This is a genomic window from Micromonospora sonneratiae, assembly GCF_042679305.1.
Taxonomy (GTDB): Bacteria; Actinomycetota; Actinomycetes; order Mycobacteriales; family Micromonosporaceae; genus Micromonospora_H; species Micromonospora_H sonneratiae.
Map to the genome: position 1 here is coordinate 24,156 of NZ_JBHTMP010000016.1, position 19,588 is coordinate 43,743.

Consider the following 19,588-nt stretch of genomic DNA (forward strand, 5'->3'; position numbering starts at 1 on the left):
ATTGCCGTAGACCCGGGGTACGCCCGACGGGGACCGAGCCGACCTCGCCCGGTTCACATGTTCGACTGATTCGATTGGATGAACCCGTGACGCTGCCTTCGCGTAGTGAGCCGAGACAGGGAGAGGAGTCGTCGCGCGATGGCTGACGTCGAGCGGATCCCGAACGAGCGACACGTCGACCCGGACAGGTTCGTAGGGGACCGGGACGGCGTCGAAGATGGGCCGAACCGGTGGAGCCTGTTCCGGAGGAGCCGGCTGGGCCGACCGTCCATGCCGGTGTTGGCTGCGGCCTGCGTCGGCGTCCTGGTGGTGCTGGCCGGGGTAGTGGTCGGTGGGCAGGCGAAGGACCGCCAAACACCACCCCCGGCTAATGGGGCCGGGCAGACCGAGGATGCACCGGTGATCGATTTCGTGCCGGTCGGTGACGAGGCCGAGGTGGCGTCGCCTGATTCGCCGCAGCCGACGCACAGCCCATCGGCAACCCCGGGTGCTTCGGGAGGCCCGGGGACCACCGGCGCAGCGCCGACGCCCACCGCAGCGCTGCCCCAAGCGTCCAGGTCGCAGTCGGTACCGGTGCCCCAGAACACCCCGGGCACCGGTTCGTCGTCCGGTACGACTCCGGCCTCGCCGAAGGTGACCTTCACGGAGGTTGGCGGCTATCACTGCTCGGCGACCGCGACCCGGGGATTCCGGCACTCCGGCTGGTACAAGGACGGGAAGGAGGGGTGGTACGCGGTCGGCAGCGGGGGTTGGGCGTCCAACGGTTGCGAAGGCCACTACGCGGCGATGCCGATGTCGGGGGCCAAGAGCAAGGACGACAGCGGGGTGTACGGCGAGTGGTGGTTCGCGGTCGGTACGGCCAGCCGTACCTGTGCGATCTCGACGTACGTGCCGACCACCACCGACGACCGAAACGTGGCCGGCAACCCGGCGACCTACCAGGTACGGGACACCGAGGGCGGCCCGGTCCGGGCAACGTACACGATCAACCAGCGAACGAATCGGGGACGCTGGGTGGCGTCGGGAACGTATGCCGTGACCGGTGGCCGTATCGTCATCCGGTCGGTGAACCGGGGTATCGACTGGGACGACTCCGGGCCGACCCTCGAACACATCGCGGTTGCCCAGATCCGGGTGACCTGTCAGTGACGTCACGGCTGTCGGGGCCGGGGCAGGAAGTGTCCGGCCGGGCAGCACGAAGAGGGTGATCCCCGACGGTCCTGCCTTGCGCGATCTGATGCCGGACTACTTCACTTTCTGCTGTTACTCGGGTTGAGTGCCCATCTCAGGCACAGTTGGGCATCTGCTGTGGGCGCTGACGGCGGACGATCTGGCGTGCCTGGCGGGGCTGTCCGACTTCGACGTGTGGGCGGGCGTACCAGGTCGACGGGTCGGCTACCGCTGCATGGTTGCTGCCTAGGGGGGTGGTGAGCGGTGAGTATTGCTGGTCCGCCGAAGGAGTTGGAGTGGATCACGTTTCTGTTGGTGGGTGAGCGGTGGCCTCAGGGTGATGAGGACCGGATGCGGTCGTTGGCCGAGGTGTGGGCGGGGCTGGGGGAGGATCTCGCTCCGCTGGAGGAGCAGTTTCGGTCGGTTGTCGCGGGGTTGGAGAACGCGGGGCAGGGGCCGGCGTTGGCGGCGGCTCGGGAGTTCGTGCTGCGGATTTCCGGCGGCGCGGATTCGGTGTTACCGAAGTTGCGAGAGGCGATCAGGGAGGTGTCGGAGGGGGCACGGAAGGTTGCCCTGGAAATCGAATATGCAAAATTGATGATCATCTTCATGGCGGCATGGTTGCTGGCCACGTTGATGAAGTTGGTTTGGGTGGCGGTGTTGACGGGCGGCGCGGTGTCACCTGTCACGGCGGCGGCGCCGTTGTTCACGATTTCTCGTGAAGTGGTGAAGCGCCTGCTGAAGAGGTTGGCGTTGGCCGTGGTACACGGCGCTGCGTTCATGGTGGGCCTGGACGTGGCGGTGCAGCTGTGGCAGGTAGTGGTTCTGGGGACCCGGGAAATCAAGGAGTGGGATCTCAAGAAGACCGGGTTCATGGCGGGGCTCGGCGGACTGGGTGGGGCGATTGGTTGGAGTCTCGGCTGGATGCGGTACCTGCCGTACGCACGGGGCGGGACGACCTGGCGGTCGCATCTGGCGCCGTGGCTCGTGACGATGACGAAGAACGCTCTGGCCGAAGGCCTGCCGGAGTTGATCGCGGATGAAATCGTCAAGCGGGGCGGCGAGGACATTGGCGAGAGGGACGGCTTTTTCGGTGGTTTGGCGTCCGGTGCGGTCGAGGGTGCGATCGACCATCCGACGAAGGCGATGAACCGGGGGCGGACGTATTTCACGAACAGCTATCTGTTGACGCTCATCGGCAAGCTGACTGGCCTGGAATATGTTTTGGTTCCGCCGGATCTGTTGACGGAACTGGGTGCGGCACCGTTGAAGGATCCGTCGGACGGATCGGCCCAGGGCGACTTCAAGGGGGCGACGGACGGGGCTGATTCGCTGGTGGACACGGATTCGGAAGCCGCTCTGGTAGCGGACCGCGATCCGGTGCCCACGTACGTCGAGAATGTTGCCGAGGATCCGGTGGCATGGTCGAGGGCGGGGATCGGCGAGCAGCCCGCGTATGCGGAGCGGTTGGTTGACGACCACGCGGCAGTGGTCGACCGGTTTGGTGGCGACGGTCGGTGGGGTGAGTGGGATCAGGCCGGGTTGTTGGCGAATGGCGATGCCGGTGCGCAGGCACGGCAGGACTTCGTCGATACGTTGCGGGCCGAGGAGATTGCCGGGTTGGAGCGGTTGCTGGATGGGGTGTCCGGCAACGATGTCGAGGGTTCCGGCGTGGAGACGATGGAGGGGGTGTCGGCTGGTGAGTTGAGGGCGGAGTGGTTGGCCCAGGCGGAGAAACACTTCGACGACGTGTTCGGGCCCTTGGCGGTGGGGCTTGATCCGGTGTCGGGGGTGGTGATCACTCCCTCGGCGGCGGACGAGCTGACGGGGATGCGGGAGCAGTGGCGGGGGTTTGTCAACGACGTCCGGCGGGTGGTGGAGACGGGTGGTCTGCCGTCGCTGACCGGGTTGTTGTTCACGCACGTGGTGGCGGGCCGCGAGGTGGAGGCGGTCGCTGATGCCTGGTTGGCGGCGCGCCCGGGGGTGGTGGTGTCGGCGGTCGACCGGATTCGGTTGCGGGACGCGATCGTGGCGGAGACCCGACGTGAGTTTGTTCGACTGATGCCGATCGAAGGGCCGGTGTCGCTGGGGCAGATTCGGGCATCGGTGCGGGCCGTGGGGAGGGGCAGCCGGGTACGGGAGTTGATCGAGACCCGGCTGGCGGTGCTGGCGGCAGCGGCGAACGACCCGTCGTCGACGGCTACGGCCACCGGGGCGGATCCGGTCACGGAAGAGTCCGTGCCCGTTCCAACCGGTGTGGTCACCGTCGCAGCGGAGAACGCTCCGCTGGAGACAGCCGACCTGGCTGCCGTTGCCGTTCCTGCATCCCGGGCCACGACCGATCCGGTCCAGGAGGTTGCCCGCAGTCTGGCGACACCGGGGAGACAGCCGGCCCCGCCGTCGCCATCGGCGCGACCGGCGCAGGTGTCGTCTCCAGTGGCGTCAGCACCGTATCCGGGCATGGACAGCGTGGAGATTCCCGCAGGGTTGTACGTGCCCGGCCCTGACGACGGTCCACAGATGGCGGAGAACGCGCGGGCGTTGCCGGTGTACACGGCGGCCACCGGTGAACAGTGGCTGACGGTGGTCGCGCATGGCGACCCCGTTACGGGTGGCGTATGGGTTGGCGGTCGGGTGTTGGATGCCGCCGACTTCGGATCGTGGCTGGAGACGACGCCGCAGGGACGGCACGGTCGGCCGATCCTGTTGGTGGTGTGTGGTGCGGCGGCGACACCTGGTCGTCATCGTGCGGATTCGTTCGCGGCGCGGGTACGGGACCTTTCGGGGGTACCGGTAGTCGCGGCGACCGACGATGCGTGGAGTTCCCCGACCGGGGCGGCGTACACCGGCAGTTTCGGCGCCGATGCCTTCGGCCGCCCCGTTCTCGACTTCACCGGATCGCACACCTGGCAGTACTTCCCGGCCACGCCGGGAACCGATCCGGAATCCCTGCATGCCGACCTGGCCACATCGATGCGGCAGATCGGCGCCAAGGGCACGACACCCACCGGACAACAGGTGGCCTCGTCCACCAACCCCTTCCAGCGTCCCGGCGCCACAGACTGGACCAGATGGGGTCGAGGGGAGGAAACCGGCAGCGCGAGCGCTCGCGAACGGTCCCTTGCCGACTCGTCCGAGTGGCTGGCGACCCCGTCGAAGCAGCAGGTGACGGATCCGGACCTCCTCCCTGGGATGGGGGCCACGCAGTCGAGGCCGGCGCGGGGCAGCATCTCCGGGAACCCCGTCCTGGCGGCCATCGCGCAGATGGTTGGGGTGCGGGTCCGTGAGATTCCGGGCGGTGCCTGGATCTACACCAGACGTACTGCCGGGAACATGAAGCCGGCGATCATGACGGCGCTCTCGGCGATGCCGGATGCGAACCGATCATCGCTTTTCGTGGGTGTTCCGGGGGTGGCCGTCTCGAACCAGGTGCTTGCGCAGTTAGAGGCCATGACGCAGGACCTGGACCCGGTGGATGCGATCCGTACCCGGCTGGTGGTGGTGGGAGAACTCTCCAGCGACCAGATCGAGATGCTACGCCAGCGTGCGGAGTCCGTCGGCGTGGAAGTGGTCCTGACCCCGGGTGAGGTGCGACCCGACCGACGCGGCTGGCTGGTGTCGACGCAGCCGTGGCGGCTGCTGCGGCGCGACGACGAGGGGAGAGTCGAGCCCGGTCACCCTGTTCCCGGACTGGCCCGGGGAATGCTCTACCCGTCGCCGAACTGGGAACAGGCGCTGGGGCCGGTACCCCTCCCGGCGGGCTCGCGGCGGATCGCCGCCGGTCTGGTGCTCGACCCGTCCGGGGGCGGAAGCGGACAGCATTCCGTGGAGATCGATGCACTGTCGCCCGACCCGGATCGGATGACAGTCGTCGCCACTGGCTGGACCGACGTGGACCAGTTGGTGGAGACGCTGGATCAGTTGGTTTGGCATGCCCCGGTGACGATGCCGCGTAGCCTGCGGGTGCTGCTGTCCCCGGCTGTCGCTGCCCGGGCGCAGGATCTTGCCGATCGGCTCGGCATCGAACTGGTGGTGCCGCGGGAAGGTTCGTACCCGGGCGGACCGGACCCCGAATGGGCCAGGTTCCAGCCGTCCGAGACGGTACGGGTACCCGTTACGGAGGTCACCGAACGGTTGGCCAACCTGGTGCGGCAGAGAATGGTCAATTCTGTGCCGGACGGGTATCACCTGTCCTCAGACGAGACGATGCTCGGGTTCGACTATTTCGGATTCTGGGTTCCCCGGGCAACACCGGACTTCCTGGGGGAGTTCGACTTCGCGACCGTGCCGACCGACCAGCTACCGGCCCTCTTCGACCGGCTCGACCTGACCCGGCGCAGCCGTCCGTCCCGGGACGACCTGCGGGACCTCCCCGGGCGTTCGGACCGGGTCACCGCTTCGGAGCGTACGGAGGACCAGCGAGACTGGGGGTGGACCGATGCCCAGCCTCCGCCGTTACCGGCCCGCCTGGAGGTGCCCCACCTGATCCACTCGATCTGGCTGGGCGGGCCACTACGCAACACCGGCAGCATGGCCGGGTTCCGGCGCAACCTCGAACTGGCGGCGGCCCGAACCCGGGACTGGGCGGACCAAATCCTGTGGACGGACGTGACCCGGGCACAGATCGACACCGCCCGGGCGACACCTCCACCGGTCGACGGCTCACCGGACCCCTGGGCGGACATCCGCGAGTTCGTCGAGTGGGCCGATGGGGTGGGCGTACGCCTGATCAACGTCGACGAGGTGTTCCACGTCCAGGCACCGATGCGGTTGCAGGCGCAGTACCTGGTGGAGCACACCAAGCAGGTGCCCACTGGCTTCGCGGCTGCCAGCGACATCCTGCGATTGGCCATCGTGGACCGTTTTGGTGGGCTGTACTCCGACGGCGACAACGAGATCGTCGGCGTGAACCCCGCTCTGCCACGGCTCTTCGACACCGAGAAGCGCGGTGATCTGCGTCCGTTGCTGAGAGAACTGGTCGAACCCTCCGCCGGCGACCCGGAGAAGGGACGCGGCTTCGCATTCCACCGGATCCGTTGGGGCATCGGCAACAGCGTGGTCCTGGCTGCCCGGGGTCACCCTGTTCTCGACCTGCTCCAGACGAGCATGGAACGCCGCTACCGTCTCAGCCAGGAGGAGCTGTACCGGAGCTACCAGGACGCGATCGGCGTGGATGCCGATGTCACCAGGGTTCCTGCCGGTTGGTGGCAGAACCGTGGTAAAGCAATAGCGGCGCGTCGCCACTCGGTGATGATACGTACCGGGCCGGACATTCTCGGTGATCTGTCGACCGAGCTGGGCCTGGACCGGCCACACCTGCTGCCAAACGCGCACGGGGTACGGATGGGCAGCGCGAGTAGTTGGCTCGGTTCGGCGAAGCGACGGCCGGAGACCAGCCGGCTGGAACCAACCGATCCGAGGGTGGTGGAGTCGGTCAGCAAGGTGGTCGCCACGCTGGTACGGGGGTTGCGCAACCGCGACGGCGACCTGCATCTCACCCTGGTCGCGCCGGTGGTCGCCCGGCTGCCGCGCCCCGACGCGGTGTGGAACACGGTGCTGCGTGTCATCGCGGAAACTCCCGAGTTGGCGGCCCAGGTCCGCACGGTGACCGCCTCCCGGCTCACCCCGTACGGCCTGGAGGTCGTTCCCCTGCCGGCGCAGGCGCGGGCCCTGCTCGGTTTCGACGACCGGATGCAACCCATCGACCCACGCCGCGCTCGGCAGGCACGGTGGTGGATCGACGAGTGTCTGGTGCCGGTCACGCTGCCGGACCGGACGGACCCGGCCACGGCTTCGGAGCGGACGTTGGAGGTAGATACCGAGCGGTGGATGCCCCTGCGGGCCGCGTTCACCTTCGGCTTCGACGGCGACGACCGGCCGATGGTCGCCCGTGGTCCCCGCAGCGGCGTGCGCTCCATCGTCCGGTACGCGTTGACGGTCCGTCCGCAGGAGTGGACCTTCAGGGTACGGCTGCACCTCGCACCCCGGCCCGGGGTGGATCCGGTGGCCGTGGCCCGGGTTGAGCAGCGGGTGACCGAGGCGGTCGCCCGCTACCTGAACCAACCCCGATACGTGCTGCCCGGTCTGGACGCCCGGCTTCGGGTCGAGGTGGAGTTCGTGGCCTCACCCGATTCCGCGCACGCCACCGTGAACGTCGCGTCAGGCGAGCCGACCACACACGACGAGATGAACCAACTCCAGTGGTACACGGAGGCGACAGAGGCGGCGTACGCCCACGAGATCCTGCACTTCATCGGGGTCGTGGACTCCTACCGGCGCACGGATCAGCTGCTGCGCTCGGCGGTGCCATCGGACCCGGACGACATCATGGACCACCATGACGGCCACGACGAGCAACTGGTGCTGACTGCCCGCGTCCTGGCCCAGGTCGTCGACGTGTCCCGCCCGTACGTGTCCCCCGGCAGTCTGGTTGCCGGCCCGCGCCTGGCCGAACCGGTCGTCCGGTCGCAGGTCACAGACTCGACAACCGCCGACATCGACGTGGATGTCCTGCCGGCGATGGCGCCGACCAGCCCGATCGACCAGGACGATGCGCTGTCCGAGGAAGACCGGGGGGTGTTGCGGCAGTTTCTGACCAGCCAGCGGCAGCAACCGGGGTCTGCTGGAACCGGGCACGGTGTCGCCGCAGTGCAGAGCGCGTCGTCGACGCTCGTCGAACGTCTACGGGAGGTCATGGCCAAGCTGCCCATGATGGCAGATCCTGATGAATTCAGCGCACTTCTCGTAGAGCCGGTGTCGGGTCTGTCAGATCGAGACTCGATAACGAAACGAGCGAACGACCCGATACGTGGGCCCGTCCTGACCGGAGATAAGGCCGATCCTGCCGGCCGGATCGAGGTGTGGGTAAGCAATTCCCTGATCAGATCCCTGACTGGCTTCGATGAGTCTCAGGAAGGAGGATCTTCGGGGCTGTCCGATCTCGCGAATGTGCCCTGGGGTCTGGTGGTGCGGGGGCAGGGACAGCAGGCGACCTACTACCTGGTTGATTACAGTGTGTCGGACGGATTGCATCAGATCGACGACGCGAAGCTCGTGGCCAACTGGGGGTTCGGCGAGAACGCCAATGTGTCGTATCTGAGCGCGGCCTGGAATCAGAACCCGAGCCCGGACTTCTATCCGGTAATCACCTACGTCCCGGCTGATCGTCTCGAAGGTAACGAGCTCTATTATGCTGGCCTGCTGGCGGCCACCCTCCGGGTGGAACGGGACCGCTGGCGGAGCAAGCGCCTCGTCCTCGTCGCGGATTCCTTCCAGGGGAGTGGAAATCCACTCGCCCAGCAGTTGGCTGATCTGCTCCAGACCGAGCTGTGGGCCGCTACCGGAGCGGTCATGGTCATGAACGGGGAGATCGTCTCCGGCAGGCTCGCGACCTTCAAGGTGCAGAACGGGAACGGGATTGCCTCGATAGAGCTGGGCCTGTCCACGGGGCCGTTCGGCGTCGGAAACGGGACGACGGCCAGCAGGGGGTGGGACATCTTCCGGCCCACGGGAGATGCTGGTCAGTACGCAACTTTCGGTCCCGTTCTCGGCAGTCGAAGCAGTGCGCCGTCTGGTGGCGATCCGGCATTGTCGCGGCCGGGGCACCTGCTCCAGAGCCTGCCGACACTTGGTGTTCCGGCTCTGCAGCCGGGACTTCCGGCACCACCCGGAATGAGTCTCGCTGCGCAGCGACTCTTCGAGCAGAGCACGCCGATACCGGAAGGCCGCGTATTTCTGGATCTGAGAGCCGGGGAGTCGAGTGATCTGCACGTTGCGATGAGCGTGTTCCGTACCCCGGGCACGGCGCAGAAGTACTTCGTCTACATCCACGGTGACGCACAAGGGCTGATGCTGGGCGACGAAACCGTCGACCCGGGTGTGTTGGCCGAAGCGATCGTCAACGACCCCTACCGGGGTCGTGACACAGAAGTGCTGCTGAACATCTGCAACGTGTACGCGCAGCCCGAGAACGGGGAGCCGTTCCTGGCGGTGGCCCAGTTGGTTGCTGACGGGATGGCGCAACGCCTGGGAGAAGAGGTCACGGTACTGGCGGCTGGCGGAATCGTGATCTTCGAGTCCTACGTCGGAAGTCTTCACGTCGGGGTCAGGCCGACCCCGGGTAACGACGGCGGGGTGATGCTCCGGCTCGATCACCCGGCCGCTCGGTTCTATCGGGTGTTCGGTCGGCCCGTTGACGGCGTGCTGCGTACGCCGGAACCGCAGGCTGAGCGTTACCCGGAGAGTTCCCCGCGGTTGCGGGGCGAGGAGGACGAGAACCTGATTCCGCCGAGCGCTCGGCACAGCGAAGGTGTGTTCCTCGTACCGGCAGAGCTGGGTTTTCCAGTTCCAGCCGGCCAGCGACTCGCACCTGCGGATCTGATTGCCGCGCGGTTGGTCGGCCTTGGTGGGGAATACGAGCGGGACGTGAGGGCTGCGCGACTGTCGGCTCCGGATGGGCTCGGGTTGACCGACGACCGGCTGATCCGGGCGCTGTGGCAGTACCTACTGCGGTATGACGAGATCGGTTCGCTGACGTCCATTGCCGATCCGGAGAACCACCAGGCAGTGTTCACGGCCAGTCTGTGGCGGGGGTTGGCGCGTACGGCGGTGACGGCGGTGGACAGGCTGTCGGATCGTGGGCTGCAACCGGCGTCGCCCGCCAGGTGGGGCTATCTCGTGTTGAACACGGGCCCGGCCAGCAGCGAGGCCAGGCGACAGCAGGTACGGAGTTTCCTCGCGGCGCCGAAGCCCGGTCCGGTTCGTGTCGAATTGGTGGAGCCGACGACCGGACCGGACGACGTTCTGATCAAAATCGACAGAACGCTGGTCGCGGACGTCTCCGCGCTGGTGCAGGGGTCGGGTAGCCAGCGGATCGGGCTGGCCAACATCTATGGTCGGTCGCTGTTCGTGCGCGAGTTGGTCGAGCGGGACTCCGGCCTGGCGCCGGTCGTCGAGGTGGTGACGGACGCGGTGGGAATGGCCGCCACGTCGGGCCATCTGTTATGGCTGAGCAGTGGCGGGCGACAGTACCTGGACGCCGAACGGACGGCGGCGGAGCAGGCCTTCCAGGTGCTGAACACGCTGACGGTCGTATCGCGTTTCGACGGTGCCGGTGAGCGGATCCAGGTGGGAGATCTGTTCCTGGATGCAGCGGGTTTCGCAGACCACCTACGCCGTAACTACGGCTGGGGGCTACCCACCGGGGACATGAACATCGTCCTGGCGTTCTATACGACAGATGGAACCCCGGCGTCCGTCGAGCGGTTCTCCGGACAGCTGCGGGATGAGCTCGGGACAGGCGTCCTGCCGACCCAGTTGGTGGTTGCTGCAAAAGATCCCCAGCCGGCGATGCCTGCGGATGAGACTGCGCAGGTGGCCGAGGTCCTGGCCGCAGCGTCGACCTCGGGACATGTGTTGTGGTTGGACAGCGGTGGGCCGGAGGTTGTGGCGGCTGAGCAGGTGGCCGCTGCGATGGCGCCACGGGTGGCGGGCATGTTGACGGTGGTGAGCCACTTCCAACCGCTGGGCCAGCGGCTTCGGGTGGCGGGCCGGGAGCCGATGACCGCGGAGGAGTTTGCCGACCATCTGCGTAGCCAGTATGGCTGGCCACCCCTTGGCGGGCCGGATGTGTTGTTGATGGTGTGTGATGCGGGGGATCCGGGCGGTGACGCGGCGACAGGGTCGTTCGCCCAGCGGTTGAGCGTGTTGCTCGGGGTTCAGGTGTTGGCACCTCGGGGACCGGTGTACACCTGGGACACCGGCGAGGTGATGGCTACCGGCATCTTCCTGGAACGAGATGCCAACGGGCGGGGCAGGCTGCGGTTGGGGCGGTCCGGCTGGCTGTGGCATCGGCCGGATGGGTCGGCGCCGTTGCCGGTGGCCGCCGCGTCGCTGGCCACAGCCCTACAGCGCCTGGAGCGGGCGGGCGACAGTACCTGGCCGCCGGTACCAGCCGGCCCCCTGGTTCCGGTCAGATGGGGGAACCGACTGCTCGCTCAACCGAGGATCAGCACCGACTCGATCGTGGCGGCGGAGTCGGTGAGCCATTCGGTAGGGGAGTTTCGGGCGGCCTTCGGTGCCACCCCGTCGTTGCGGACGAGCTGACAGCTGACGAGATGAGCGCGGACGACGCGGCACCCGCGGCCAGCGTGACGGCCTGGTGATGGCGGGGTCGCTACGCGGAGTCGTAACGACTGGATGCATCCGCGTTCCGTACCGAGCAAGGGTTTTCCAGGGTTCGCGCAGCCTCCTCCGTCCCTACGTTCCGGGGTGGAGGAGGCGTCACATGGTCGAAAGCCTGGAAGACGAGCGGGTGCAGACGCTCGAGCGGCTCTACCGGAAGAACTTTGCGCCGCTACTGGCGTACGTGCACAAGCTGACGCTGGGCGACATCGCAAAGGCGGAGGACATCGTCCAGGAGACGATGATGCGGGCCTGGCAGAACATGGACGAGCTCGGGCTGACCCACGAGACCGCCCGGCCGTGGCTGTTCACGGTCGCCCGGCGCATCGTGATCGACCAGTTGCGGGCGAAGGCGGCCCGGCCGACCGAGGTCCGGAGCGAGTTCCTCGAGTTCTGGCCGGTCACCGAGGACGAGATCGACCGTACGCTGGATGCGTTGGATGTGCACTACGCCCTGGCCCACCTGCCGGCCCACCACCGCGATGTGCTGATCTACCTCTACCTTCGGGAGCGGACGACCGAGGAGACGGCAGCCCTGATGGGCATCCCTCAGGGCACCGTCAAGTCGCGGGCACACCACGCGCTGCGCACGGCGCGGCGGGTGATGACTCATGGCCGCCCGGTCGGCGGGGACAGGTGCCAGGCCAGCAGGTCGTGTCCACCGGCAACCTCCCTGGTGGACGCCGCGAACCCGGCGTAGGCGGGGTTGGTGCCCAACAGCGCGTTCAGCTTCAGCGGCGCGGTGATGATCGGGTCAGCTGGTTTGGCGGTTCCAGCTGATGCGTACACCCGTATCTTCTGTTGCTTGGCCGAATAGTCGACCCACACGGTGATCGGCCCGCCGCCCAGGTCGAGGGCCGGCTGGGTGGTGCCCAACGTGCGGGAACCGCTGCTGGTGGCCGAGGTGACCAGCACGGTGTTGGCGTTCCTGTCCGTACCACCGTCCCTGGTGGCGCTGATGACGAAATCGATGGTCAACCTGGGGACGAGCCGCTCGACCGGCCGGTCGTCGACGATTCCGCCGGTACGCAGGACGAATGACACCTGGCCGGATCGTTCGGTGCTGGTGAACCGGAACGCCGTGCTGAACGGTCTCGCCGGGTCCAGGCTGTTCGCTGACCACACTCCGCCGGCCTGGTTGGCGCCGTCGGTGAGCTGGATGGCCGCCCCCGAGTGCAGAGCGGCACCGGTGAAGGCGAGGCCGGTCGGGTCGGCGAACGTCCGGTAGTCGATCGGCCGGACCTCCGGCAGGGCGTCCGGATCTGCGGGGACGGTTGGCTCGGCGCTGGGCGTGGCCACCGGTTGTGCCTGTCCGTCCCGCTCCAACCAGCCCGGCAACTCGGTCACGATCAGCCATCCGGCGATTGCGGTCACGACCACCATCGCGACCGGAGGCAGCCAGCCCCGCCTGTGTGTCTTGCGCCCGGTTGTCTCGCGGCTGACTGGCTTGTCCGCTGGCATCGGGTACGCAACAACCTCGCCCGACTCCGTCAGTTTCGCCCGACCGACGAAGGCCGCGGTACCACCACTGGCTGGCCGTGCTGACGCCGGCTTCGGCTCTGGTCCTGCCATCGACCTGGGCGCCGGGTCTGCCTTTGACGCTGGTGCTACCTCGGACTTCGAATCCGGTTTCGGATCCAGTTCGGGTTCCGGCTTGGCGGTCGCTTTCTGCTTCGGTTCTGGGGCAGGCTCTGGCACCGACGTCTGCTTCGGTGTAGAGCTCTGCTTCGGTGTAGAGCTCTGCTTCGGCGTAGGGCTCTGCACGGGTGTAGAAGGCTGCTCCGGCACAGGTGTGTGCTTTGGCGCCGGCGTCGGCTTTACCACTGGCGGCAATTCTGGTGATGCGGTGACCGCCGCTTTCAGTTCCTGTTTCCGATCCGGCTGTGCGGACGGCGCTGGCCTCGGCTTCGATTCTGGTACCGGCGCGGGCTGGGGCTGCTCAGCATCGATACGAGGGGCGGATTCAGGTGCGGGTAGCGCAGCGTCAGGGTGCGGTACGGGATCGGTAGTCGTGGCGTCGAGGGAAGGGGATACCGGCTCTGCTGGCGTTTCCTCGGCAGGCACGTCACGCGGGGCGCGCAGCCAGACGGCCCGTACTGGCCACAGCGTCCCATCCGGGGACCGGCGCGAAGAACTGTCCGGCTTAGCCATGTTGGCCACCGCCCCTTTTCTAACTGAGTTTTGTCGCAGACTGCCAGTCGCTGATGGCTCCTCGGCCACTACGTGCCCGCTGGCTGCTGGGTTCAACTATTGTGCAGTTATCGGATGAACCTGAGGCAACGCCCTTACGTAGTGACGCCGGAGACAGCTAGAAGGGGCGTCGCATGAGTGATATCGAACGCGGATCCGGCGAGCAACACCCCGACCTGGACGAGTTCGTTGATGATTGGGACGAGGCTGAACCGGAGAGTAAGCCGAGCCGGTGGAGTCGGCTGACCCGTGGACGCCCCGCCATGCCGCTGATGGCGGCGGGTTGTGTGGGCGTGCTGGTGATCCTGATCGGCATCGTGATCGGGGGCCAGGTCGGCAGCGATTCGGAAACTCCGCCGAGCAGCGGCTCCGGCCCGAGTGCAGAAGCCCCGCCCATCGATTTCGTACCGGTTGGCGACGGAGAGGAGGAGACTTCGCCGAGCCCGTCATCGGACGCGAGCCCCACCGCATCGCCGACGTCGACCACCTCGGCTTCGCCCGGCACGGACCCAACCTCCACTGCGTCCCCACGCCCGAACGCCACTCCCACCGGGGCTCCGAAGCCGACCACCGGCCCGACCACTCCGAAGGTGACCTTCGCCGCCGTGAGCGGCTACAGCTGTCCGCAGAACACGACCCGAGGCTTCCGGGTGGTCGGCCGGTACACCGAGGACGGTAAGGAGGGCTGGTACTCGGTCGGCAGCGGTGCCTGGACCTCCGACGGCTGCGGCGGTGCCTACGAGGCGATGCCGATGTCGGGCTCGAAGACCAAGGATGACAACTTCTACGGCGAGTGGTGGTTCGCCGTCGGCTCGGCCACCCGGTCGTGCGCTGTTTCGACGTACGTGCCGAGCACCTCCGACCCCCGTAACGTCTCCGGCAAGCCCGCCACCTACCAGGTACGCGACACCGAGGGCGGCGCCATCCGGGCGACGTTCACGGTCGACCAGCGGGTCAACCGTGGGCGTTGGGTCTCGGCCGGCACGTACGCCGTCAACGGGGGCCGTATCGTCATCCGGGCGGTCAACCGGGGCGAGGACTGGAACGACTCCGGCCGGACCCTTGAGCACATCGCGGTTGCCCAGCTGCGGGTGACGTGCCAATGACGGAACGACGAACGGCAGGGGAGAGGGACACGATGCGGGTCGCCCGGATCTTCGACCTGGTCGACGCCGAGACCGGCCCCCGGATGGCGGACGACCATCCGAGGCTCGGTACGGACGAGGCCGCGAGGTTCGGTGCGTACCTGCGTTCCGGGGCGCCGGTACTGATGACCACGGCACGGATGAACGACGTGGTCGACCCGCAGCGTGGTGGGGTCGTACCGATGAACTTCTTCACCGACGGTGAGTGGGTCTGGAGCGAGGCGGTCGTCTACTACCTGGAGGAGTACGGCCTGGAACCGGAGGCCGACCTCGCCGCCGCCATTCGTGCCCGTGACTTCGTCATGCCGTCGGTCGACCCGGGAGCAGCCGATCGCGCGATAGCCGCTCTGCAACGACCCAGCAAGCCGGCGGTCTGGACCCACTCCGGATAGTCGCTACCAGGCGCGTAATCAACCCCGTCGACGTCCGCGTTGGCGGGGTTCGCCATGATGACGGGGTGGACGGCACTATCGCTGGTCGGGACGCGGTGCTCGACCAAGTCTGGCAGGCGCTCGCCGTCCGCCAGGCGGTGTTGCTCGACGGGCCCGCCGGTATCGGGAAGACGGCGGTCTGGCGGGCGTTGGTGGCCGAAGCCACCCGTCGGGGCTGGACGGTGCTGACCTGCGCGCCAACGGAATCCGAGATGGTCATGCCGTTCGCGGCACTCGCCGATCTGCTGCGCCCACTGGCGGCCCGGATCACCGATCTGCCCCGGCCACAACGAGTGGCGGCAGAGGCCGTACTGCTGGGCACGGACACCCCGGAGGCCGTCGTCGACGACCGGACGATCGGCGCGGCCGTACGGTCACTGCTGGAAGGCGCGGCGGACGGCCCACCCGTGCTGATCGCGGTGGACGACGCGCCATGGCTCGACCCGCCCAGCGAGCGTGCCCTGCGGTTCGCGCTGCGTCGGGTAGCGTCGCAGGTCACGACACTGGTAGCCAGCCGGACGACCGACCCGGCCCAGCCGGCGGTGCCGCTCGGCCTCGACCAGCACCCGGCTGGCCGTCCGCTCGTCCGGATCACCCTGGCGCCGCTGGGCGTCGGAGCGTTGCACCATGTCCTGCGTGCCCGGCTCGGTACGACCCTGAGCCGCCCGTTGCTGGCCCGAATCGCCCACCACTCGGACGGGAATCCGCTGCTGGCGATCGAGTTGGGACGTGCCGTGCTGAGACTGCCCCGGTTGCCCTCGCCGGGGGAGGACCTGCCGGTCGCCGCCTCGATGCAGCAACTGCTGGCCGATGCCCTGACGGCACTGCCACCCGCCGGCCGGCACGCCGTCCGGTTGGCGGCGCTGTGCGCCAGCCCGACCCTGGGCGACCTCACGGCCGCCGGAATCCCGCCGGCCGCCTTCGACCCGGCCGAGGAGGCCGGTCTGCTGGCCGTGACACCGACCATGGTCGAGTTCGCTCACCCGGTGTATGCGGCGGCGGTGCGGACCAACATCCCGCCCGGAGTACGCCGTCGACTGCACCGCGAACTGGCGGATGCGGTGGCCGATCCGGACGAGCGGGCCCGGCACCTCGCCCGTTGCACGGCCGAACCCGATGCCGACGTCGCCCGCGAGTTGGCCGAGGCAGCCGACCGGCAGCGTGCCCGAGGGGCTCCCGAACTCGCCGCCGAACTGCACGTACGGTCGGCCGAACTGACCCCGGTAGGCGAGGTCGAGGAGCGGGGACGTCGCCGCCTGGCTGCGGCCCGATGCCAGTTCGACAGCGGCGACTATTCGGCAGCCGGTCGAGTCGCCGATGCCGTGGCCGACGAGTCGACCGGTGCGCTGCGCGCCGAGGCGCTGCTGCTGCGGGCGGTGGTGGCGTGGTGCGCGGACGATACCGAGTTGGCGGTGTCGGCTGCCGCCCGTGGGTTGGCTGCGGCACCCGACGGTACGGCGTTGGCCGGGCGACTTCATGCCCACCTGAGCCTGTTCCGGGACGCCCCGGAGCCGGCCCGGTGCGATGCCGAGGCCGCTGTCCGGCTGCTGTCCAGCAGTGACGACGACCGGGCACTACTGTCCGACGCGTTGTTACTGCTGATGTTCAACGAGGTACGCACCGGTCGTCCGGCCCGTACCGAGTTGCTGGACCGGGCGTTGGCCCTGGAAGGTGACGATCCTTCCTGGCTGGCCGGTACGATTCCGGCGATCTGGTGGCGGTCGATCGACGAGCACGAACGGTCACGGGTACGGCTGCACCGGATGCTGCGCCAGGCGACCGCCCGGGGCGACGAGCCGTCGCAGCACGAACTGATCATGCATCTCGGTGAGACCGAACTGCTGGCCGGTCGATGGGCTGCTGCCGAGGCGCACATAGCCGCGGCCCGCGAGCTGGGTGAGCAGCTGGGCACCGGCCTGGTCGGTGAGACGTGGATGGCCGGGCTGCTGGACGCCTATCGGGGTCGGCTGACGCAGGCCGGGCAGTTGGCCGGGGCCGGTCTGCGGCGTGCGGACGAACTGGACGATGCCTGGTGTCGAAGGATCAACCAGCAGCTGGGCGCGTTCGTCGCGCTCTCCGCCGGTCGGTGGGGCGAAGCCGCCACGGCATTCGGCCGACTGGCCGCGACCGCCGACGCACTGGGCCTGGTCGAGCCGCTGGCACTGCGGTTCGAGCCGGACTGGATCGAGGCCTGTGTCGGCGCAGGCGACCTGGGCACGGCGGAGGTCGTACTGGAGCGACTCGGTGAGCGCCACGAGCGGCTGCCCCGGCCGTGGACCCGGCTCGGGTTGGCCCGCAGCCGGGTGCTGCTGGCCAGCGCCACGGGTGTGGACCCGTCGGGCGCGCTCGACGACCTGGCGGCGGCCCGGGCCGAGGTGCCGGTGGACGTACTGCCACTGGACCGGGCCCGCTGCCTGCTGGTCGCCGGGTTGGTGCATCGGCGAGCGCGACGGAAACGACAGGCCCGCGACGCGTTCACCGTCGCCGCCGCCGAGTTCGCCGCGCTCGGTGCGGCAGCGTTCGAGGACCGTGCCCGTACGGAGCTGGCGAGGGTCGGTGCCCGGACCACCGCCCCGTTGGAACTGACCGCCACGGAGGCCCGGGTGGCTCGGCTGGCCGCGCAGGGTCGTACCAACCGGCTCATCGCGGACACCCTGTTCATCAGCCCGAAGACCGTCGAGGCGAACCTGGCCCGGGTCTATCGGAAGTTGGGCATCTCGAGCCGGGCCGAACTGGGTGCGGCGATGGCCAACCTGCCCGAGGTCGACGGATAGGGAAACCCCCGATTCGTCGGGGGCCGTTCGTCCCTAGCGTCGATGTATGACCCGTCGGCTGTTCGCCATCGAGCGTTACGACGGCCTCGGCGAGGAGGCCTCGCCTGCGCTGCTGTCGTTACTGACCACGGCGGACACCCGGCTGGTCTGTGCGGTGCGACTACCTGCCGACGACGTCGTCCTGGCCCTGGTCGAGAGCCCGGACCAGGAGACCGTCGTGAGTGTGGCCGTCACCGCAGGCTGGCGGGTCGACCGGCTCGGTCCGGCAACCCTGATCTTTCCGTACGACCCTGACCGTCGAGTGATTCCGGAGGCCGGAGATGGCGGACCCCCTGAGCATGGTGGACCCGATGCCGACGAGTGAACCGGACGATCGTGGTCGGGCGGAGGTCCGCGGTCGGCTGGCCGTGACGACGTTGGCCGTGGCGCTGACCGTGGCGCTGGTCGCGACCGGCTGTACGACGAAGCCGACCGGCCAGCCGGGCGGCGGCGGTGCCGACGGGGCCGGTGCTTCCGTCGGGGCATCCGATGGGGCATCCGATGGGAGGTCCGGTGACGGGAAGAAGGTGGATGCCTGCACGTTGCTCACCGCAGCCGAGGTCACCGCGATCATCGGGCCCAACGACGGGGGTGGGCCGGGTGACGGTGTCGGTGAGAGCGTCTGCACGTGGGAGAACGCCAAGAACTACCACTCGATCACGGTGAGCATCGGCTCGTTCGGTACCGCTGCCGACGGTCGACTACCCGAGGATTCCGCCTACGGCACCACCGAGTCGGGGCCGGACGGCATCCGGTTCGCCCCCGGCAACGTCGCCGAGTTCGTGGTGGGGAACCGGGCCTGCGAGATCCAGGTGGTCACCAGCGTCACCAGCAACTCCGACCGACCGACCGCCGTCCGACTGGTCGGCCTGATCCGCAGCCGGATGTGATCCGGCGAGGTGGTCCCGCAGGCTGTCGAGCTGGGTGCCGGTACGGGGCAGGCTGCCCTGCCATCGACGGCGGGAATCACCCGTTGCCGTAAGCGCCGGTGGAGCAGCACCCCCGACCGCCGGAAGTTCCTTCAGCAATGCAACTAGGCGAGGAGTTGTCTGATGAGGCGAGTACGCATCCGGTCGGCAGCGATGCTGGCGGGTCTGACCGGACTGGTGATCGTCGGGCTGGTCGGCTGCGGCGATCCGGACGAGAGCGGGCAGCCCGGAGGCAGTGCGGCGGAGCCGACCGTCGCGGCGACGGTGGAAACCCCGGGCGCGGAGCCCACCGAGGCAGCAGCCCAGTCCGAGGTGGATCCGTGCTCCCTGGTGTCCAAGCAGGAGGCGGAACGACTGGCGGGCACCCCGCTCGACGCTGCCGTCCGGGTCAGGGAGACGTGCACCTACACCGGTCCGGTAACCGGACCGACCGCCCAGGTGGAGATCTTCGTCGGGGACGGGGCGAAGAAGTACCTCGACATCGAACGGGAACTCGGGCACGAGTTGCGGCCACTGACCGGCATCGGCGACGAGGCGTACGCCGGGCTCGAGGCGGCCTGGTTCAACAAGTCCGGCCGGTGGGTCTCGATCCGACTGGTACGGCTCAACGACCCGGCGGAGAACCGTAAACCGCTCGAGGACCTGGCCCGCAAGGTCGCCGGCCGACTCTGATCCGGTGCTCTCCGGTGCCATTCCACTGTCATTGCCACGAGACCCGGTCGTGAGGT

General features: G+C 68.3%; 10 protein-coding genes. 9 read left to right on the forward strand and 1 reads right to left on the reverse strand.

Going from position 1 to position 19,588, the window contains the following annotated elements:
• Positions 1 to 138 precede the first annotated feature (138 nt).
• The 3 genes from ACFQ4H_RS12755 to ACFQ4H_RS12765 all read left to right on the forward strand — a co-directional run bounded on the left by ACFQ4H_RS12755 (position 139) and on the right by ACFQ4H_RS12765 (position 12,052).
• Positions 139 to 1,149 carry a hypothetical protein gene (locus ACFQ4H_RS12755; RefSeq protein ID WP_377570397.1) on the forward strand — a complete coding sequence of 337 codons (1,011 nt, stop codon included), beginning with the start codon at positions 139 to 141 and terminating at the stop codon, positions 1,147 to 1,149.
• Between the two features lie 285 nt (positions 1,150 to 1,434).
• The gene (locus tag ACFQ4H_RS12760; RefSeq protein WP_377570399.1) at positions 1,435 to 11,274 is read left to right on the forward strand and encodes a WXG100-like domain-containing protein; all 9,840 of its coding nucleotides are present in this window, start codon (positions 1,435 to 1,437) and stop codon (positions 11,272 to 11,274) included.
• 181 nt (positions 11,275 to 11,455) lie between these two features.
• A complete protein-coding gene (locus ACFQ4H_RS12765) occupies positions 11,456 to 12,052 on the forward strand; it encodes a sigma-70 family RNA polymerase sigma factor (RefSeq protein WP_377570400.1) in 597 nt (198 codons plus the stop codon).
• Here ACFQ4H_RS12765 and ACFQ4H_RS12770 read toward each other — a convergent pair.
• Positions 11,962 to 12,726: an L-type lectin family protein gene (locus tag ACFQ4H_RS12770; RefSeq protein WP_377570402.1), complete on the reverse strand. Its 765-nt coding sequence runs from the start codon at positions 12,724 to 12,726 to the stop codon at positions 11,962 to 11,964. The two genes, ACFQ4H_RS12765 and ACFQ4H_RS12770, sit on opposite strands and share 91 nt — an antisense overlap.
• 950 nt (positions 12,727 to 13,676) lie before the next feature.
• On the opposite strand from ACFQ4H_RS12770, the gene ACFQ4H_RS12775 reads away from it, so the two are divergent.
• From ACFQ4H_RS12775 to ACFQ4H_RS12800, 6 genes are all read left to right on the forward strand, one after another.
• Complete coding sequence (locus ACFQ4H_RS12775) at positions 13,677 to 14,648, forward strand: hypothetical protein (protein ID WP_377570404.1); 972 nt, start codon at positions 13,677 to 13,679, stop codon at positions 14,646 to 14,648.
• Entirely contained in the window at positions 14,645 to 15,079 is a 435-nt protein-coding gene (locus ACFQ4H_RS12780) for a hypothetical protein (RefSeq protein WP_377570407.1), read from the forward strand. Before ACFQ4H_RS12775 ends, ACFQ4H_RS12780 begins: the two co-directional genes overlap by 4 nt.
• A 65-nt stretch (positions 15,080 to 15,144) precedes the next feature.
• Positions 15,145 to 17,892: an ATP-binding protein gene (locus ACFQ4H_RS12785; RefSeq protein ID WP_377570409.1), complete on the forward strand. Its 2,748-nt coding sequence runs from the start codon at positions 15,145 to 15,147 to the stop codon at positions 17,890 to 17,892.
• A gap of 46 nt (positions 17,893 to 17,938) precedes the next feature.
• A complete protein-coding gene (locus tag ACFQ4H_RS12790; RefSeq protein WP_377570410.1) occupies positions 17,939 to 18,256 on the forward strand; it encodes a hypothetical protein in 318 nt (105 codons plus the stop codon).
• A complete protein-coding gene (locus ACFQ4H_RS12795) occupies positions 18,243 to 18,821 on the forward strand; it encodes a DUF3558 family protein (RefSeq protein WP_377570411.1) in 579 nt (192 codons plus the stop codon). Before ACFQ4H_RS12790 ends, ACFQ4H_RS12795 begins: the two co-directional genes overlap by 14 nt.
• Positions 18,822 to 18,983: 162 nt before the next feature.
• Positions 18,984 to 19,532 (forward strand): DUF3558 family protein, encoded by a 549-nt coding sequence (locus tag ACFQ4H_RS12800; protein ID WP_377570412.1) that lies wholly within the window; start codon positions 18,984 to 18,986, stop codon positions 19,530 to 19,532.
• Positions 19,533 to 19,588 lie beyond the last annotated feature (56 nt).

Excerpts from the sequence above, each read along its gene's own strand:
- ACFQ4H_RS12780 (WP_377570407.1), top strand. The coding sequence starts at position 14,645 with ATGACGGAACGACGAACGGCAGGGGAGAGGGACACGATGCGGGTCGCC.
- ACFQ4H_RS12755 (WP_377570397.1), top strand. The coding sequence starts at position 139 with ATGGCTGACGTCGAGCGGATCCCGAACGAGCGACACGTCGACCCGGAC.
- ACFQ4H_RS12775 (WP_377570404.1), top strand. The coding sequence starts at position 13,677 with ATGAGTGATATCGAACGCGGATCCGGCGAGCAACACCCCGACCTGGAC.
- ACFQ4H_RS12790 (WP_377570410.1), top strand. The coding sequence starts at position 17,939 with ATGACCCGTCGGCTGTTCGCCATCGAGCGTTACGACGGCCTCGGCGAG.
- ACFQ4H_RS12765 (WP_377570400.1), top strand. The coding sequence starts at position 11,456 with ATGGTCGAAAGCCTGGAAGACGAGCGGGTGCAGACGCTCGAGCGGCTC.
- ACFQ4H_RS12795 (WP_377570411.1), top strand. The coding sequence starts at position 18,243 with ATGCCGACGAGTGAACCGGACGATCGTGGTCGGGCGGAGGTCCGCGGT.
- ACFQ4H_RS12800 (WP_377570412.1), top strand. The coding sequence starts at position 18,984 with ATGAGGCGAGTACGCATCCGGTCGGCAGCGATGCTGGCGGGTCTGACC.